This window comes from Streptomyces sp. NPDC088246 (assembly GCF_044741025.1).
Lineage (GTDB): Bacteria > Actinomycetota > Actinomycetes > Streptomycetales > Streptomycetaceae > Streptomyces.
On the sequence record NZ_JBIURV010000003.1, the window covers coordinates 227,521 to 244,553 of the forward strand.

8 protein-coding genes are annotated in these 17,033 nt (G+C 71.1%); 1 reads left to right on the top strand and 7 read right to left on the bottom strand.

Going from position 1 to position 17,033, the window contains the following annotated elements; translation table 11 throughout:
- Positions 1-13: 13 nt before the first annotated feature.
- Positions 14-5,869: a TIR domain-containing protein gene (locus ACIPEK_RS06230; protein WP_401991297.1), complete on the bottom strand. Its 5,856-nt coding sequence runs from the start codon at positions 5,867-5,869 to the stop codon at positions 14-16.
- A gap of 6 nt (positions 5,870-5,875) precedes the next feature.
- Between ACIPEK_RS06230 and ACIPEK_RS06235 the strand changes: the two genes are divergently transcribed.
- Positions 5,876-7,108, top strand: coding sequence for an SLC13 family permease (locus tag ACIPEK_RS06235; RefSeq protein ID WP_401991300.1), 1,233 nt, complete (start codon positions 5,876-5,878; stop codon positions 7,106-7,108).
- On the opposite strand, the gene ACIPEK_RS06240 is transcribed toward ACIPEK_RS06235, so the two are convergent.
- From ACIPEK_RS06240 to ACIPEK_RS06265, 6 genes are all read right to left on the bottom strand, one after another.
- A complete protein-coding gene (locus tag ACIPEK_RS06240; protein ID WP_401991303.1) occupies positions 7,101-7,976 on the bottom strand; it encodes an inositol monophosphatase family protein in 876 nt (291 codons plus the stop codon). The genes ACIPEK_RS06235 and ACIPEK_RS06240 overlap by 8 nt on opposite strands.
- The gene (locus ACIPEK_RS06245) at positions 7,969-8,631 is read right to left on the bottom strand and encodes a hypothetical protein (RefSeq protein ID WP_401991306.1); all 663 of its coding nucleotides are present in this window, start codon (positions 8,629-8,631) and stop codon (positions 7,969-7,971) included. Before ACIPEK_RS06245 ends, ACIPEK_RS06240 begins: the two co-directional genes overlap by 8 nt.
- Positions 8,632-8,652: 21 nt before the next feature.
- A complete protein-coding gene (locus tag ACIPEK_RS06250) occupies positions 8,653-9,603 on the bottom strand; it encodes a hypothetical protein (RefSeq protein ID WP_383067557.1) in 951 nt (316 codons plus the stop codon).
- A gap of 209 nt (positions 9,604-9,812) precedes the next feature.
- The gene (locus ACIPEK_RS06255) at positions 9,813-11,273 is read right to left on the bottom strand and encodes a glutamate synthase subunit beta (RefSeq protein ID WP_401991309.1); all 1,461 of its coding nucleotides are present in this window, start codon (positions 11,271-11,273) and stop codon (positions 9,813-9,815) included.
- The gene (gltB, locus tag ACIPEK_RS06260) at positions 11,266-15,843 is read right to left on the bottom strand and encodes a glutamate synthase large subunit (RefSeq protein ID WP_401991312.1); all 4,578 of its coding nucleotides are present in this window, start codon (positions 15,841-15,843) and stop codon (positions 11,266-11,268) included. The genes ACIPEK_RS06255 and gltB overlap by 8 nt, the downstream gene beginning before the upstream one ends.
- 444 nt (positions 15,844-16,287) lie before the next feature.
- Positions 16,288-17,022 carry a VIT1/CCC1 transporter family protein gene (locus tag ACIPEK_RS06265; RefSeq protein WP_401991315.1) on the bottom strand — a complete coding sequence of 245 codons (735 nt, stop codon included), beginning with the start codon at positions 17,020-17,022 and terminating at the stop codon, positions 16,288-16,290.
- Positions 17,023-17,033 lie beyond the last annotated feature (11 nt).

A 17,033-nucleotide genomic window follows, 5' to 3' on the forward strand; every position in this document is an offset into this window, starting at 1 on the left:
CGGCCGTGTCCCCTCAGAGGGCTTCGCCCAGCGCCAGCCGGTTCACCCCCGGCAGATACGGATCCAGCTCGCCGGGGGCGAACCGGGACATGCCCACCACATGCCAGAACTCGCCGGCCACATCGCCGTCGTACTTGTAGCCCCCGGCCGGGGTGAGCGTCGCCCAGCCGCCCGGCAGTCCGATCAGGGTGGCCGTGGGTTCGGGCACCGTACGGTCGACGGAAAGGGTCCACAGGCGTACCGTGCCGTCCTCTCCCGCGCTCGCGAGGGTGCGCCCGTCCGGGCTGAACGCGAGGGAGAGGACTCGTCCGGCGTGGCCGTCGAGCGCCGCCAGCCGCTCGCCCGACTCCGCGTGCCACAGCCCGATCGTGCGGTCGTCACCCGCCGTGGCGAGCAGGTGGCGTACGGGGTGCGCCGCGACGGCCCAGAGCTTGCCGGTGTGTCCGGTCAGCCGAAGCTCCGGGACGCCGTCCCGCCACACGACCGTGCGGCCGTCCCAGCCCGCCGTGGCCAGCCATGCGCCACCGGGTCCGAACGCCACCCCGTACACCCGGTCCGTGTGCTCGCGCAGTTCCGCCAGGAGCTCGCCCGTGCCGGGACTCCACAGACGTACGACCCCGTCGTCGCAGCCGGTGGCGAGCTCGCCTCCGGGGCCGGTGCAGAAGGCGATCGAGCGGACCCGGCCCCGATGCTCGGTCAGGGTGGCGACGGGTGCGCCGGTCGAGCGGTACCAGAGGCGGACGGTGTCGTCGTCGTTGGCGGTGGCGAGGAGGGAGCCGTCGGCGCTGAACGCCCCAGCCCAGATGTGCTCGGTCTCGGCGTCCACCTCGCGCAGGTGGGCACCGTCCGATGCGCTGCGGAGGTAGATGTCGCCGTCGTTGCTCGCCGTGGCCAGGATTTCCTCGGCCGGGCTGAAGAAGGCGGAGACCAGGCGGTTGCCCCGGCCCGTCAGCTCAGTGGTACGCCGGCCGGTCCGGGTTTCCCACAGCCGTACCGTTCCGTCGTTCCCCGCCGCCGCGAGCTGGGTGCCGTCGGCGCTGAACGAGAGTCCGGTGACCCGGCGGCCGTGGCCACGCAGGATGCGGCGGCCGTGCCCGGTATCGGCGTCCCAGATCTGGGCACCGCCATCGTTGCCGACGGTGAGGAGCTGCCGGTCCCCCGGACGGAAGGCGCAGGCCCACGCGGAGCCCCGGTGCGCGGTGGGCTGGCGGTCGTGCAGGGCGACGGTGCGGCCCGTGCGGGGAGTGCCGGAGACCTTCCAGAGACGGACCTGGCCACTGCTGTCGCAGGAGGTGAGGAGCTTCCCGGAGGAGTGGAAGAGCACCTGGTAGACCGCGCCGGCGCAGTGTTCCATGGTTCCCGCGGGGGTGCCGACGACCGGGTCCCAGAGGCGGACCTGGCCGTCGGTGTCACCGCTGACCAGAAGAGTTCCGTCGGGGTGGAAATCGAGCGCGTACACGCGTCCGGTGTGACCGGTGAACGTGTGCAACAGCCGGGCGTCCTCGGCCCGCCAGATCCGTACCGTACCGCCGCCCGCCGCACCCTGGTCGGCGGTGGCCAGGAGGGTGCCGTCGGGGCTGAACCTGGCCCGGTAGACGGCGCCCTGATGGCCGGTCAGTTCACCGTCGGCGGAGCCGTCGGACAGGTTCCAGCGGCGGAGCCGGGCCCCGGCGTCCCCGGTGATCAGGGTGCGTCCGTCCGGGGAGTACACGGCCGTGTAGACCGGGGCGGTGTGACCGGGAAGCCGGTGCAGGGGCCGCCCGGTGGCCACGGACCAGACGGTGACCAGGCCCTCGCGGTCTCCGGTGGCGACCAGGGTGCCCTCCGGGTCGAGCGCGAGCGGCCACACCCCTTCGGGATGGACGTCGAGCCGGTGGCGGCAGGCCCCGGAGACCGGGTCCCACAGGCGTACGGTGCCGTCGGAGCCGCCCGTCGCGATGGTGTCGCCGGCGAACTTCACCGCGTACACGCGTCCGGAGTGGCCCTGCAGCGTGCGCAGGGCCCGGCCGGTGTCCGCGCCGCAGATCAGCACGCCGCCGTCCTCGCTGCCGACGGCAAGGAGTTCCCCGTCGGGGCTGTAGGCGATGGGTTCGGGGAGTCTGCTGGTCCGCATGTCGAATCCGTAGGGGACGCCGACGGCCGACGGCCGATATCCGGCTTCGACGGGCATGCCCGGGGCGATGGCCGCGGCCCGGAGCTCGGGCGCCCGGCGCACGGCGTCGTCCAGGATCGGTGCGATCAGCGCGGCCCGGTGCCAGCGGCTCCCGGTGAGTTCGGCGCCGGTGAGTTCGGCGCGGGTGAGGCGGCTGCCGGTGAGGTCGGCGCCCGTCAGGTCCGCCCGGGAGAGGTCGGCGTGGTCGAGCCGGGCGCCGGCGAGCCTGCTGTCGCGGAGTACGGCACCGGAGAGGTTGGCTCCGGTGAGACGGGCGTCGGTCAGGTCCGCGCCGGAGAGGTCGGCGCCGGAGAAGTCCCGGTATGAAAGGTCCTCGCCGGCCAGCCGCGCGCCGCGCAGGTCGGCGTTGGCGGGTACCCGGAGCCGGTCACCGATCCGCAGCGCGTTGCGGCGGGCCGCTTCGCTGACGACGGGGCCGTCCGGGGCGAGGGTGTCGCGGACCCAGTCGGCGCAGGTCTCGTGGTCGGCGAGGTCGCAGAGGAATTCGACGGCGAGCTGGCTGAACGGACGCGCGGCCAGGAGCGCGTCCTGGCCCTCGTCGAGCTGCCGCGCGGCCTGCCGGGCGACCAGCCATTCGAGCACCGAGCCGTGGATGAACTGGAACACTCCGTCGTCGCTGCGGACCAGCAGGCTGCCGGCACCGACCGCCTGGGCCTGTTCAGCGGTGGAGAGCGTGGAGGGCGCCGGCGTGGGCCCGGTGAGTCCGCCGAGGGCGGTGGCCACGGTCTCGGTCAGTTCGTCCAGGCGCAGCGCGGTACGACCGGACTCCCACAGCCGCAGGGCGAGCGCGGTGACGGAGGACCACAGCGCGGCAGCGCCGAGTCCGGGTGCGGCGCCCGCGCCGCCCTGGCCGCGCTGTTCCTCGTAGTCGATCCAGGAGGTGAAGACATCCTCGTAGAGCCGGGCGGGGCTGAGGGTGCGGCCCGCTCCGGCGACCGCGCGCAGCCGGTCCGGGCTGAGGGCCGCGGCGAAGGAGAGAAGCCGGGGGTTGCCGCACAGGGTGAGCAGGTCGGGGATGTTGCGCAGCAGCTGGAACCGCTGTTCGGCCTGGTGTTCGTCGCCGTAGGTGCGGACGAGGTAGGAACGGACCTGGTCGGGCGTGAACCCTTCGACGGCGAGGATGCGGCGCTGGGGCAGCAGCCCGACGCGTTCGCCGAGCGCGGTCAGGATCTGGTCGTGGGACTTGAAGTGCTGGGTGCGGCTGCTGACGACGATCTTCGCCCGGTCGACGGCGGCATCGAGAAGGACCTGGAGGTGGTCGGCGGCCCTGTCGTAGCTGACCCGGTTGACGAGTTCGTCGAATCCGTCGAAGAGCAGGACGACGCGGCCCTGGGCAAGCATGTAGCGCAGGGCCCGCAGGTCGATGGTGTCGACGCCGTGGCCCGCAAGGTGGGCGGCGACGAGCCCTTCGAGGCTGTGGGCGCGGTCCAGGGTGTTGAGCGGGATGAGCAGCGGGGTGAGGTGCGGGAGCTGTTCGGGAATGCGCCGGGCCAGCTCACGCAGGGCGAAGGTCTTGCCGTGGCCGAAGTCGCCGAGGAGCAGCAGGAACCGGCCGTGGTCGCTCTCCAGCAGGTCGATGAGGTCCTCGACAAGCCCGGTGTGTTCGGCGCCTTCGGGCCGGTCGGCGTCGCGGTAGCGCTGCGGGAGGTAGCGGGCGGGCGGGTACTGTTCGCTGCTGTTCAGCCGGGCGGTCTGCGTGGCCACGTAGCCGCGCAGGTCCAGCAGCCCCTGGAACTCGACGAAACTGCGCAGCCTGATGCGGACCGTGCGGGTGGCGGCACGGTCGCGCAGCGCCTGGTCGGGCGCGTCCCCCGCGTGCACCAGCACGGCGTCGGCCGCCGCTCCGGTGGCGTGCACCTGGGCGGTGAACCGGTCGAGTTCGGCCTCGGTGGGAACGCCCGGGTGGACGGCGATGCGCTGCTGGCGCACCACTCCGTCCTCCTGCCAGGTGGCCATGATCTGGGCCATGTCGGCGGGGTCGCGGCGGGGGATGTCGCGCAGCCGTACACCGTCTCTGCGGGCCAGGCAGATCTCCTTGACGCGTTCGGTGAGGGAGTCGACGGGTGCGTCGGTGGCCGGCCGGTCGAAGTCGGGTGTGGCCTGGATGGCGGCCGGGCCGGGGACCGGGAAGACCCGGCCGGTACGGCGCCATTCGCCGGGCAGCCGGACGGGGGCCGCCGCGGTGGTGCGGTCGTCCCAGCGGGTGACGCCGTCCGCGGCGATCCGCAGGAGCTGGAAGCGGGCGGGGGCCGCGGCGCCGAAGACCGGAAGCCGCGCGGGCCCCGCCGCGACCGTGGTGTGGCTCGGTTCGCCGCCGGTGGTGCGGGGGCCGCCGGTGGGCCCGTGCAGCAGGAGGTTGAGCCGGGGGCCGGTGAGCCGGGTGAGGGCGTCCGCGTCCCGCAGCGCGCCGGGTCCACTGGTGGCGTCGGCGTAGTGGCGGGCGGCGGTGAGCGGGTGGCGTACGGCTCCGATCCGCAGCCAGCCCTCCTCCTCGTATCCGCGCAGGGCCTCGGCGAACCAGGCGGCCTGGTCGCGGCCGATGGCGCCGTACTGGTCGTCGGGGCGGTGACTGAAGGCCATGGAGGAGTTGAACCCGGCGACCACGGTGCTGAGTTCGGGGACCGGGAACAGGGTCCAGGGCTGGTCGCTGTCGAAGACGGTGTCCAGCCCGTGATAGAAGCTGCGGAAAAGCCGGGTGTGGTGGCGCCACTTGGGCCAGTACGGGGGCTGCGGGGCGACCTCGTCCGCCTCACAGGTGTGGAAGTAGCCGCGGCAGGCGGCCTGGTTCACATCCTGCGCGCCGGGCACCACCATGACCCGCTGCGGCGGCAGGTCGAGCTGGGATCGGATCGCGGTCAGGAAGCTGAGGGCCTGGTCGCACTCGCGGGGGCTGCCGGACGCGGTGAGGTCACCGGTGACGACCAGCAGATCGGGGGCGGGTGCCCCGGCGTCCCGGAGTTCGACGATGTCGCCTCGCAGCTGCCGGCTGAGGGCGTCGGGTTCCCGGCCGCGCCCGAAGCCGGGTCCGGCGAGGTGGAGGACGGTGACGGTGTCGCGGGCCACGCCGGCGCCGGTGGCGGGCGGGTATCCGGGGGCGCGGGCGGGTCTGCGCCGGCCCGCCCAGCCGGGGCCGCCGGGCCTGCGGCCGGGCAGGTGGTCCGGGTCGGCGGGGTACGGGTCCTGCCCGGGCAGTAAGACACCTCTGCCGGACGGTCCGGAGCCGGGGTAGCCGGGGCGGCGGACCGGCCGGGCATGCCCGTCCATCGCCTGTCCCACCCGGTTCAGCAGCAGGGAGCGCGCGGTGTCCGCGTCGGCGATGCCGACCAGGTCGACATAGGTGATGGTGGCGAGGAGTCCCTCGATGGGGATGTCGTCGACCCGAACGGTCAGCAGCCGTCGCTCCGGTGCCTCCGGGGCCGCGCGGAGCGCTGCCTGCCATTCCATGCGGCCGTAGGTGGAGCGTTCGTAATGGCGGGAGAGCACGGCGATGACGGCGGTGGACTCGCTGACTCCGCGGTCCATGTAGTCGATGAAATTGGTGCCGGGCACGAAGTCCCACGCCTGGAGGACGGTGCGGTATCCGGCGTCCTCCAGCGACCACGCTATCCATGAGGCCCACTGTTCATCAGCCGGCGAATAGCTGATGAAAAAATCGAACTCGCTTACTGATAAACCCAGTTCGCTGTCTGCCACCATTACTCCATGGTAGAAGACCTTTCGCCGCAGCGGCTGCGAACCAGGCTGCCCAAAAGCCTCGGCCTGTTGCATCCGCTGGACTGGCTGGCCGGCGGGTTGCTCGTGCTCGGGGTGGGCGCGGTGGCGACGGGGCTGCTTCCCGCGGACCCGGCGGCGGCGCAGCTGCGGCGTATCGGTCCGCTGCTGGTGTTCCTGGCTTCGGTGATCGTGCTGGCCGAACTGACCGGCCGGGCCCAGGTCTTCGACGTGGTGGCGACCTGGGTGGCGCGGGCGGGCCGGGGCAGCTATGCGCTGCTGTTCGGGCTCTGTGTGCTGTTCGCCTCGCTCACCACGGTCACGCTGAATCTGGACACGACCGCGGTGCTCCTCACTCCGGTGATGCTGGCACTGGCCACCCGGGTGGGGATCGCGGCGGTGCCGTTGGCGATGACGACGGTGTGGCTGGCCAACACCGCGAGCCTGCTGCTGCCGGTGTCGAACCTGACGAATCTGCTGGCGGCGGACCGGGTGGCGCTGTCGCCGTCCGGACTGGCCGCCGTGATGTGGCTGCCTCAGCTGGTCACGGTCGGGGTGACGGCCGCCTGTCTGTGGGCCTTCTACTGGCGCCGAGGCCGCCGGGGGCAGGACCGGTACACCCCGCCGTCCGCCTCGACCCCCGGCGATCCGGTGCTGCTGCGGATCTGTTCGGTGGCGTGCGCCGGTTTTCTGCTGGCGATCCTGCTCGCCGACGTGCCGCTGTGGGCCGCGTCGACGGTGGCGATGCTGATCGTCGTGGCGGCCTTCGCGCTGCGCCGCAGAGCGGAGCTGCGGCTGTCACTGGTCCCGTGGCGGCTGCTGGTGCTGGTTCCCGGGATGTTCCTGGTGGTGGAGACGGTCAACGCGCACGGTCTGCACGCGCTGCTGGCGTCGGCGCTCGGCTCGGACGACGGATGGGCCGGAATGCTGAGGTCGGCGGGGGTGGGCGCGGGGGTGTCCAACGTACTGAACAACCTTCCGGCGTACGTGGCGGGTGAGGCGGTCATTCCTGCGGGCAATCACCACCAGTTGCTGGCCCTGCTGATCGGGGTCAACGCGGGACCGGTCATCACTCCGTGGGCCTCGCTGGCGACCCTTCTCTGGTTCGAACGGTGTCGCTGGCACGGGACGCGGATCGACACGGGCCGGTTCGTGCGGACCGGGCTGGTGCTGTCGGTGACCGGCACGGCGGCCGCCACCTGCGCGCTGGCGCTGATCACCTGACGGCCGGCCCGGGGTCGCGCCGCCCGGTCACCGAAGCCACCTGCGCGAGGACGTAGTCGAGCGTGTCGGTACGGGCGGCGACGAAGCTTCGGTCCGCACCGGATCCCGCGAACCCGGGCCGGAACACCTCGCCGTGCAGGGTGCGCAGTTCCACCCCGGCCTCGGCCGCGAGCAGCGCCCCGGCCGGCAGGTCGATCCCCTCGGCCCGGTATCCGACGAAACCGTCGATGGTCCCCCGGGCCAGCATGGACCAGCCCAGCAGCGGCGCCCACAGCTGGAGCACCCGCCGGCAGCGCAGCTCCAGGTGTTGGCGGAGCACGGCGGCCGCCGTATCGGCCCGGCCCACCGCGTGGCCCTGGGTCCAGGCGATGACCGGGCCGGGGGCGGGGAGCCTGCCGTCGGGACCGGTGAGCGGACCGGAATCGCTGTGCGCGCCGTGGCCGGACACCGCATGCCAGGTCCGGCCGGTGAGCGGTTCGTGGACCACTCCGACCACCGGCGCCCCGGCGACGCAGAGCGCGATGCCCACGACGTAGGCGGGCAGTCCGATGGCCACGTTGTTGGTGCCGTCGAGCGGATCGACCAGCCAGGTGCGGGAACCGGTCCCGTCCAGTAGTCCGGCTTCCTCCGACAGGATGCGGTCGTGCGGGAAGTGCCGCCGCAGCCTGCTCAGCACGATCTCCTCGGCAGCCAGGTCGAGTTCGGTGACCACATCGCCCGAGGCGTCCTTCGTACGGACCGTCAGCGGGGCCCGGAATCGGTCCCGGAGCATGGTTCCGGCTTCCTCGGCCGCGGCCACCGCCACCGCGCGCTCACGCGCGTACGGTCCCGCTCCGCCGGCCGCGGAGGCCATTTCCGGATCAGACATCGACGTGTCCATCGAACCTCCTGAGCGCCGTACGGACCGTGCGTAACGTCTGTTCCTCGTCGCACAGCCGGCGCGTCATGGTGCGCGCCGGCCCGTCGAGCGGGCCGAGCGACAGATCCGTCCGGCCGGGCATCGACCGGCCCAGCACGAGTGTGGCGGCCGGGCCCGTGCCTTCGGTGGACGTGGCGTGGAACTTCCCCGCGGTGAGGGTGTACGTCTCACCCGGGCCGCTGATGTGCGCGTGGCCCGGTTCGCCGCGGACCAGCACCGGCGTGGGAACGATCTCGTCCACTCCGCCCGGCCCGCTGCGCACTTCGAAGATCCGGTGGGTGGGTTCGTCCCCGGTGCCGCTGACCCGTACCGGCAGATTGGCGACCCGCCCGTACAGGACATGGCTGCGCAGCTCCCAGCTGTGGGCATGCCAGGGCGCGGTGTCCGGCTCGGCCGTGTACTCGGGGTCGAAGAGATGGACACAGATCCCCCGCAGCCCCTCGCGCAGCAGCGGCAGGCAGAGGAAGCCGAGCGGGTGGCGTACGGCGCGCAGCGCCCGGACGCCGGTGGCAACTTCGGTGAGCGCGCGGACGGCGGAGCCACGGGGGTCCGGGGAGACCGTGTCGCCGTGGGTGAGGGCCATTTCCAGCTCGTCGTAGTCCATGGGGTCGCGCCGGGGGGCGCCTCACCTCCGGTAGGGATCCTCCGCGTGCAGTGCCTTGACAATGATTTCGCCGATGTCGCTGTCGGTGAACGCACGGGGCAGCGGCAGTTGAAGAGCCTCGAAGAGACCGCGGGCCTCGTCGACGGTGGGCTCCTCGCTCAGCGGCGCCTCCACACGCATCGGAACCACGAGGGCCTGTTCCCGGCTCTGGTGCAGTTCGGTGACGTAGTAGTCGTAGAGCGGCTGTTCCCGCTCGACCAGGAGGTTGACCCGCGAGGTGTCGTCCTGGGTGATGATCAAACAGGATTCGGACAGATCGAAGCGGAGCGTCGGTACGGCGGAGGAGAGGTGCACCGCAATGTCCAGGGTGGTGAGCCTGCGCTGGTACCAGCAGGCGGCCAGCACCGTCGCGTACGACTCCTTGCGCACCCGGTCGGTGGTCCAGTGACCGGCGTGCCCGGTGCTGCTGCGGTTGGCGAACATCTGCCGGAACCGCGCGTACGCCTGGCAGATCCGTTCGTCGTCCGGATTGATGATGTCGATCTTCATGTTGAGCTGGGAGCGCTGCTCCCTGGCGGTGGCCACGCACTGCGGCAGGGTGACGGCCCGTAAGTAAGTGCCGGTTCCGCCCTTGAAGTACCAGAGATTGGTGTGCTGCCGGGCAGTGCGCAACGCCTCGCCGACATCGTTGCCGGAGAGCGAGCGGACCATGGTGAGGTCCTCCAGCGCGCGGCGGGTACCGGCCATCGCCTCCTGGATCGCGGCAGGCTGGCGCACCCGCTCCACGATCGAACCGAGCGCCAGGGCACCGAGGACGACCAGGGTCGCTCCGGACGCCACGTCGCTGGTGACGACATCGCCGAAGATGTCCAGAAAACCGATGGTCAGCGCTACTCCGGCGGCGATGACGACATCGATGTTCTTCAGGATCCAGGCAACGGACCGCTCCAGGCGCCGTCCGTGCACGGTCATGGGCACGCTCCTCCCCCGTGGAATGCCTTCCCGATCGTAGGAGAACGGAGCGGGGCGCCGCCAGGGGGTACAAGGGGCTCATGGTGGGCATCCGTGCGCCCGGGGAGTGCGGACGCGCCACGGCGCCTGCCAGGTCGTCCGGTCGGGGACGGGCAGGCGCCGCGTTCAGTTCCGTACGCCTTTGTACGGGACGTCTATGTGTGCCGTGATCAGACCACCAGAGCACGGTCCGTCGGGCGGATCGGAGCCGGCAGTGCGCTGGCTCCGGTCAGGAAGCGGTCCACACCGCGTGCCGCGGAGCGGCCCTCGGCGATGGCCCACACGATGAGGGACTGGCCGCGGCCCGCGTCACCGGCGACGAAGACTCCGTCGACGTTGGTGGCGTACTCCGCGTCGCGCGCGACATTGCCGCGCCCGTCGAGCTCCAGGCCGAACTGCTGGACCAGGCCGTTGGACCGGTCGGTGCCCGTGAAGCCCATCGCGAGGGTGACCAGCTGCGCGGGGATCTTCCGCTCGGTGCCGGGCTTCTGCGCCGGCTTGCCGTCCTTGAACTCCACCTCGACCAGGTGCAGGGCCTGGACGTTGCCGTCCTCGTCGCCCTCGAAGTGGGTGGTGGAGACGGAGTAGACCCTCTCGCCGCCCTCCTCGTGCGCGGAGGTGACCTTGTAGAGCATCGGGAAGGTCGGCCAGGGCTGGTTGGCGTTCCGGTCCTCGCCCGGCCGCGGCATGATCTCCAGCTGGGTGACGGAGAGCGCGCCCTGGCGGTGGGCGGTGCCGACGCAGTCGGCGCCGGTGTCGCCTCCGCCGATGACGACGACGTGCTTGCCCTCGGCGGTGATCGGGGAGACCGTCAGGTCGCCCTCCTGCACCTTGTTGGCGAGCGGCAGGTACTCCATGGCGAAGTGCACGCCGTTCAGCTCACGGCCCGGGACGGGCAGATCGCGGGAGACGGTGGCACCGGCGGCGATGACGACCGCGTCGTACCGGCGGCGGAGCTTGGCGGCGTCGATGTCCTTGCCGATCTCCACCTCCGTACGGAACTTGGTGCCTTCCGCGCGCATCTGCTCGATGCGACGGTTGATGTGCGACTTCTCCATCTTGAACTCGGGGATGCCGTACCGGAGAAGACCTCCGATGCGGTCCGCGCGCTCGAAGACGGCGACCGTGTGGCCGGCCCGGGTCAGCTGCTGGGCCGCGGCGAGACCCGCCGGGCCCGAGCCGATGACGGCGACGGTCTTGCCGGAGAGCCGCTCGGGCGGCTGCGGGGTTACGTCGCCGCTGTCCCACGCCTTGTCGATGACGGAGACTTCGACGTTCTTGATCGTGACGGCCGGCTGGTTGATGCCGAGCACGCACGCCGACTCGCACGGGGCCGGGCAGAGCCGCCCGGTGAACTCCGGGAAGTTGTTCGTGGCGTGCAGGCGCTCGGACGCCGCGGTCCAGTCCTCGCGGTAGGCGTAGTCGTTCCACTCGGGGATGAGGTTTCCGAGCGGGCAGCCGTTGTGGCAGAACGGGATGCCGCAGTCCATGCAGCGGCCGGCCTGCTTGCTGATGATCGGGAGCAGCGAGCCCGGAACGTAGACCTCGTTCCAGTCCTTGACGCGCTCGCCCACGGGGCGGGTCTCGGCGGCCTCGCGCCCGGTGGTCAGGAAGCCCTTGGGGTCAGCCATTGGTCGCCGCCTCCATCATCTTCTCGGTGGTCTCCTGTTCGGAGAGACCGGCGAGCTCAGCGGCGTCCTTGGCGGCGAGCACTGCCTTGTAGGTGGACGGGATGATCTTGCTGAAGCGGGAAACACCGCCGTCGGCGCTGTCCCACTCGGCAAGCAGCTTCTCGGCGACCGTGGAACCGGTCTCCTCCTGGTGGCGGCGCACCACATCGTGCAGCCACTGCTTGTCGGTGTCGGAGAGGGTCTCGATCGCACCGAGGCTGCCGACGTTGACGTTGTCGCGGTTCAGGTCGATGACGTACGCGACACCGCCCGACATGCCTGCGGCGAAGTTGCGTCCGGTCTCGCCGAGTACGACGGCGTGACCGCCGGTCATGTACTCGCAGCCGTGGTCGCCCACGCCTTCCGAGACGACCGTCGCGCCGGAGTTGCGGACGCAGAACCGCTCGCCGGTCCGGCCGCGGAGGAACAGCTCGCCACCGGTGGCGCCGTAGGCGATGGTGTTGCCCGCGATGGTGGAGTACTCGGCGAGGTGGTCTGCGCCACGGTCCGGGCGGACGATGACGCGGCCGCCGGAGAGGCCCTTGCCGACGTAGTCGTTGGCGTCGCCTTCCAGGCGCAGCGTCACACCGCTCGGCAGGAACGCGCCGAACGACTGGCCGGCGGAGCCGGTGAAGGTGACGTCGATGGTGTCCTCGGGCAGGCCCGCACCGCCGAACTTCTTCGTCACCTCGTGGCCGAGCATGGTGCCGACGGTCCGGTTGATGTTCCGGATCGAGATCTGGGCCCGGACCGGCTGGGCGGCCTCGGCGCTCTCCGCGTTCAGGGCGTCGGCGGCGAGCTTGATCAGCTCGTTGTCGAGGGCCTTGGCGAGACCGTGGTCCTGCTCGACCAGCTGGTGCCGGACGGCACCTTCGGGCAGCTCGGGAACGTAGAACAGCGGCTCCAGGTCGAGGCCCTGCGCCTTCCAGTGCGTGATCGCACGGTCGGTGTCGAGCAGCTCGGCGTGGCCGACGGCCTCTTCGATCGTACGGAAGCCCAGCTCGGCGAGGAGCTCGCGGACTTCCCTGGCGATGAACTCGAAGAAGTTGACGACGTACTCGGCCTTGCCGGAGAACCGACTCCGCAGGACCGGGTTCTGGGTGGCGATGCCGACCGGGCAGGTGTCCAGGTGACAGACGCGCATCATGACGCAGCCGGAGACGACGAGCGGCGCGGTCGCGAAACCGAACTCCTCGGCGCCCAGCAGCGCGGCGATGACGACGTCGCGGCCGGTCTTCAGCTGGCCGTCGGTCTGCACGACGATACGGTCGCGCAGACCGTTGAGCAGCAGGGTCTGCTGGGTCTCGGCGAGGCCGAGCTCCCAGGGGCCGCCCGCGTGCTTCAGCGAGGTGAGCGGGGAGGCGCCGGTTCCACCGTCGTGGCCGGAGATCAGGACGACGTCCGCGTGCGCCTTGGAGACACCCGCGGCGACCGTGCCGACGCCGACCTCGGAGACCAGCTTCACGTGGATGCGGGCCGCCGGGTTGGCGTTCTTGAGGTCGTGGATCAGCTGAGCCAGGTCCTCGATGGAGTAGATGTCGTGGTGCGGCGGCGGCGAGATCAGACCGACACCCGGGGTGGAGTGCCGGGTCTTGGCGACCCACGGGTAGACCTTGTGGCCGGGCAGCTGGCCGCCTTCTCCGGGCTTGGCACCCTGCGCCATCTTGATCTGGATGTCGTCCGCGTTGACCAGGTACTCGCTGGTCACGCCGAAGCGGCCGGAGGCGACCTGCTTGATGGACGAGCGGCGTGCCGGGTCGTAGAGCCGGTCCGCGTCCTCGCCGCCCTCACCGGTGTTGGACTTGCCGCCCAGCTGGTTCATGGCGATGGCGAGGGTCTCGTGCGCCTCGCGGGAGATCGATCCGTACGACATGGCGCCGGTGGAGAAGCGCTTGACGATGTCGGATACGGGCTCGACCTCGTCGACCGGGATCGCCTCGCGGTCGCTCTTGAAGCCGAACAGACCACGCAGCGTCATCAGGCGCTCGGACTGCTCGTTCACCCGGTCCGTGTACTTCTTGAAGATGTCGTACCGCTTGTTGCGCGTGGCGTGCTGGAGGCGGAAGACCGTCTCCGGGTCGAACAGGTGCGGCTCGCCCTCGCGGCGCCACTGGTACTCGCCGCCGATCTCCAGCGCGCGGTGCGAGGCGGAGATGCCGGAGGCGGGGTAGCCCTTGGCGTGCCGGGCGGCGACCTCCTTGGCGACGACGTCGAGTCCGGCGCCGCCGATCTTGGTCGCGGTGCCGTTGAAGTACTTCGCGACGAAGTCCTCGTCCAGGCCGACGGCCTCGAAGACCTGGGCACCCCGGTAGGAGGCGACGGTCGAGATGCCCATCTTGGACATGACCTTCAGGACGCCCTTGCCGAGCGCGTAGATCAGGTTCCGGATGGCCTTCTCGGGCTCGATGCCCTCGATGAACGTACCGGCGCGGACCAGGTCCTCGACGGACTCCATCGCCAGGTACGGGTTGACCGCGGCGGCGCCGTAACCGATCAGCAGCGCGACGTGGTGGACCTCGCGGACGTCTCCGGCCTCGACCAGCAGACCCACCTGGGTGCGCTGCTTGGTGCGGATGAGGTGGTGGTGGACGGCCGAGGTGAGCAGCAGCGACGGGATCGGCGCGTGCTCGGCGTCGGAGTGCCGGTCGGACAGGACGACCAGACGGGCGCCGTCCTCTATGGCGGCGTCGACCTCGGTACAGATCTGCTCGATCCGCGCCGCGAGGGCATCGCCGCCGCCGCCGACCCGGTAGAGACCGGAGAGCGTGGCGGCCTTCATGCCCGGCATGTCACCGTCGGCATTGATGTGTATCAGCTTGGCCAGCTCGTCGTTGTCGATCACCGGGAACGGCAGCGTGACGCTGCGGCACGACGCGGCGGTCGGCTCCAGCAGGTTGCCCTGCGGGCCGAGCGTGGAGCGCAGCGAGGTGACGAGCTCCTCGCGGATGGCGTCCAGCGGCGGGTTGGTGACCTGCGCGAACAGCTGGGTGAAGTAGTCGAAGAGCAGCCGCGGACGCTCGGAGAGGGCGGCGATCGGCGAGTCCGTGCCCATGGAGCCGAGCGGCTCGCCGGCGGTGCGGGCCATCGGCGCGAGGATGACGCGGAGCTCTTCCTCGGTGTAGCCGAAGGTCTGCTGGCGGCGGGTGACGGAGGCGTGCGTGTGCACGATGTGCTCGCGCTCGGGGAGGTCCTCCAGCTCGATCTCGCCGGCCTCCAGCCAGTCCCGGTACGGCTGCTCGGCGGCGAGGCCGGCCTTGATCTCGTCGTCCTCGATGATGCGGCCCTCGGCCGTGTCGACGAGGAACATCCTGCCGGGCTGGAGGCGGCCCTTGCGGACGACCTTCGCGGGGTCGATGTCCAGGACACCGACCTCGGAGGAGAGCACGACGAGGCCGTCGTCGGTGACCCAGTAGCGGCCGGGGCGCAGACCGTTGCGGTCCAGCACCGCGCCGACCTGGGTGCCGTCGGTGAAGGTGACGCAGGCCGGGCCGTCCCAGGGCTCCATTATCGTGGAGTGGTACTGGTAGAAGGCGCGGCGGGCCGGATCCATGGCGTTCTGGGATTCGGGGCTCTCCCACGCCTCGGGGACCATCATCAGCACCGAGTGCGGCAGCGACCGGCCGCCGAGGTGGAGCAGCTCCAGGACCTCGTCGAAGGAGGCGGAGTCGGAGGCGTCCGGGGTGCAGACGGGGAAGATCCGGTCCAGCTGCTCCGTACCGAAGAGGCTGGAGGCGAGCTGGGACTCGCGGGCCTTCATCCAGTTGCGGTTGCCCTTGACCGTGTTGATCTCGCCGTTGTGCGCGACGAAGCGGTACGGGTGGGCGAGCGGCCAGCTCGGGAACGTGTTCGTGGAGAAGCGCGAGTGGACCAGTGCGACGGCGGTGGCGAAGCGGCGGTCGGAGAGGTCGGGGAAGAACGGCTCCAGCTGCCCGGTGGTGAGCATGCCCTTGTAGACGATCGTGCGGGCGGAGAGCGAGGGGAAATACACCCCGGCCTCGCGCTCGGCACGCTTGCGCAGCACGAAGGCCTTGCGGTCGAGCGCGATGCCGGCGCTCTCGCCGTCCGCGACGAAGAGCTGGCGGAACTCGGGCATGGTGGCGCGGGCGCCGCTGCCGAGGAGGTCGGGGCTGACCGGGACCTCACGCCAGCCGAGGACCTTCAGGCCCTCCTCGGCGGCGATCTTCTCGAGCTTCTGGACGGCCTCGGTGGAGTCGTCCGCGGGCAGGAAGGCGATTCCGACGGCGTAGGCACCGGCCTCGGGGAGGTCGAAGGCGACCTCGTCGCGGAGGAAGGCGTCCGGGACCTGGAGGAGGATTCCGGCGCCGTCGCCGGAGTCGGGCTCGGATCCGGTGGCACCTCGGTGTTCGAGGTTGCGCAGTACGGTCAGCGCCTGCTCGACCAGCTCATGGCTGGCCACACCGGTCAGAGTGGCCACGAACCCGACGCCACAGGCGTCGTGCTCGTTACGGGGGTCGTACATCCCCTGCTGGGCGGGGCGACCGTCCATGGGCGACCAGGCGTCGGTACGCATCGGCTCTCCCGTCGTCGTCGTGGCATATGCAGTGCCGAGGGACGACGTTGGCCCTCTGCGAAATTTGGTGCAGGTTACATGATGGGGCGCTTCTCAAGAAGCGGATAGCTCGTTCCAACATGCGGACACCGCGTGAGGCGGTGAGGGTGGGTCGCAGCCGGAGGATCGGCGCCCGGGGGGACCGCAGAGAGCAGGCGTCGTTGCCTGCGGTGTCTACGGCTCATGCCCGGCGGCAAGGGAAACGAAACCGCCAGGTAACGGCTAACTATGCGCAGCCTTGTATAGGGACTCATTTTACGCCGGGTGAAGCCGTCCGCCCAGAGGCGGACGCCAAGACGTACGTCACACGGACGGCGGACGCGTTACGGAAACAGGACCGACCGGCAAATGGGGGACAGAGCCTTCCGCCGGACGGGCTCGATGTCACGCTCTTGCCCAGGAGCACTAGCTTCCGGCGGCCACACCGAACAGCGTGCCCAGACCGTAGGTGATCGCCGCCGCGGCCCCGCCCAGCACCAGCTGACGCAGCCCGCTGTACCACCAGCTGCGCGCCGTCACCCTGGCCACCACCGCACCGCAGGCGAACAGCCCGACGAGCGCGAGCAGCACGGCCGGCCACAGCGCACTCGCACCGAGCAGGAACGGCAGTACGGGCAGCAGGGCCCCCAGCGCGAACGCGCCGAACGACGAAACGGCGGCGACGAGCGGCGAGGGCAGATCGCCCGGGTCGATGCCGAGCTCCTCGCGGGCGTGGATCTCCAGGGCCTGCTCCGGGTCGCGCGACAGCTGCCGTGCGACCTCGCGGGCGAGCCCGGGCTCGACGCCACGGGACTCGTAGAGCTCGGCGAGCTCCCGCTCCTCGTCCTTGGGATGCTTGCGCAACTCGCGTCGCTCGACTTCGAGTTCGGCCTCGACGAGCTCGCGCTGCGAGGCGACGGAGGTGTATTCGCCCGCAGCCATGGAGAACGCACCGGCGGCCAGGCCCGCCAGACCGGTGATCACGATCGTCTGCTGGGAGACGGCGCCGCCCGCGACGCCGGTCATCAGCGCGAGGTTGGAGACCAGCCCGTCCATGGCGCCGAACACCGCCGGGCGCAGCCAGCCGCCGTTCACATCGCGGTGGCTGTGGTTGTCGCGGTGCGCCTCGTGCAGTACGGCGTCGGTCTCGATGATGGACACAGCTCTCCCCT

Bases quoted from the DNA above. Each gene is read 5' to 3' on its own strand.
- gltB (WP_401991312.1), bottom strand. From the start codon at position 15,843: ATGCGTACCGACGCCTGGTCGCCCATGGACGGTCGCCCCGCCCAGCAG.
- ACIPEK_RS06230 (WP_401991297.1), bottom strand. From the start codon at position 5,869: ATGGTGGCAGACAGCGAACTGGGTTTATCAGTAAGCGAGTTCGATTTT.
- ACIPEK_RS06255 (WP_401991309.1), bottom strand. From the start codon at position 11,273: ATGGCTGACCCCAAGGGCTTCCTGACCACCGGGCGCGAGGCCGCCGAG.
- ACIPEK_RS06240 (WP_401991303.1), bottom strand. From the start codon at position 7,976: ATGTCTGATCCGGAAATGGCCTCCGCGGCCGGCGGAGCGGGACCGTAC.
- ACIPEK_RS06245 (WP_401991306.1), bottom strand. From the start codon at position 8,631: ATGGACTACGACGAGCTGGAAATGGCCCTCACCCACGGCGACACGGTC.
- ACIPEK_RS06235 (WP_401991300.1), top strand. From the start codon at position 5,876: ATGGTAGAAGACCTTTCGCCGCAGCGGCTGCGAACCAGGCTGCCCAAA.
- ACIPEK_RS06250 (WP_383067557.1), bottom strand. From the start codon at position 9,603: ATGACCGTGCACGGACGGCGCCTGGAGCGGTCCGTTGCCTGGATCCTG.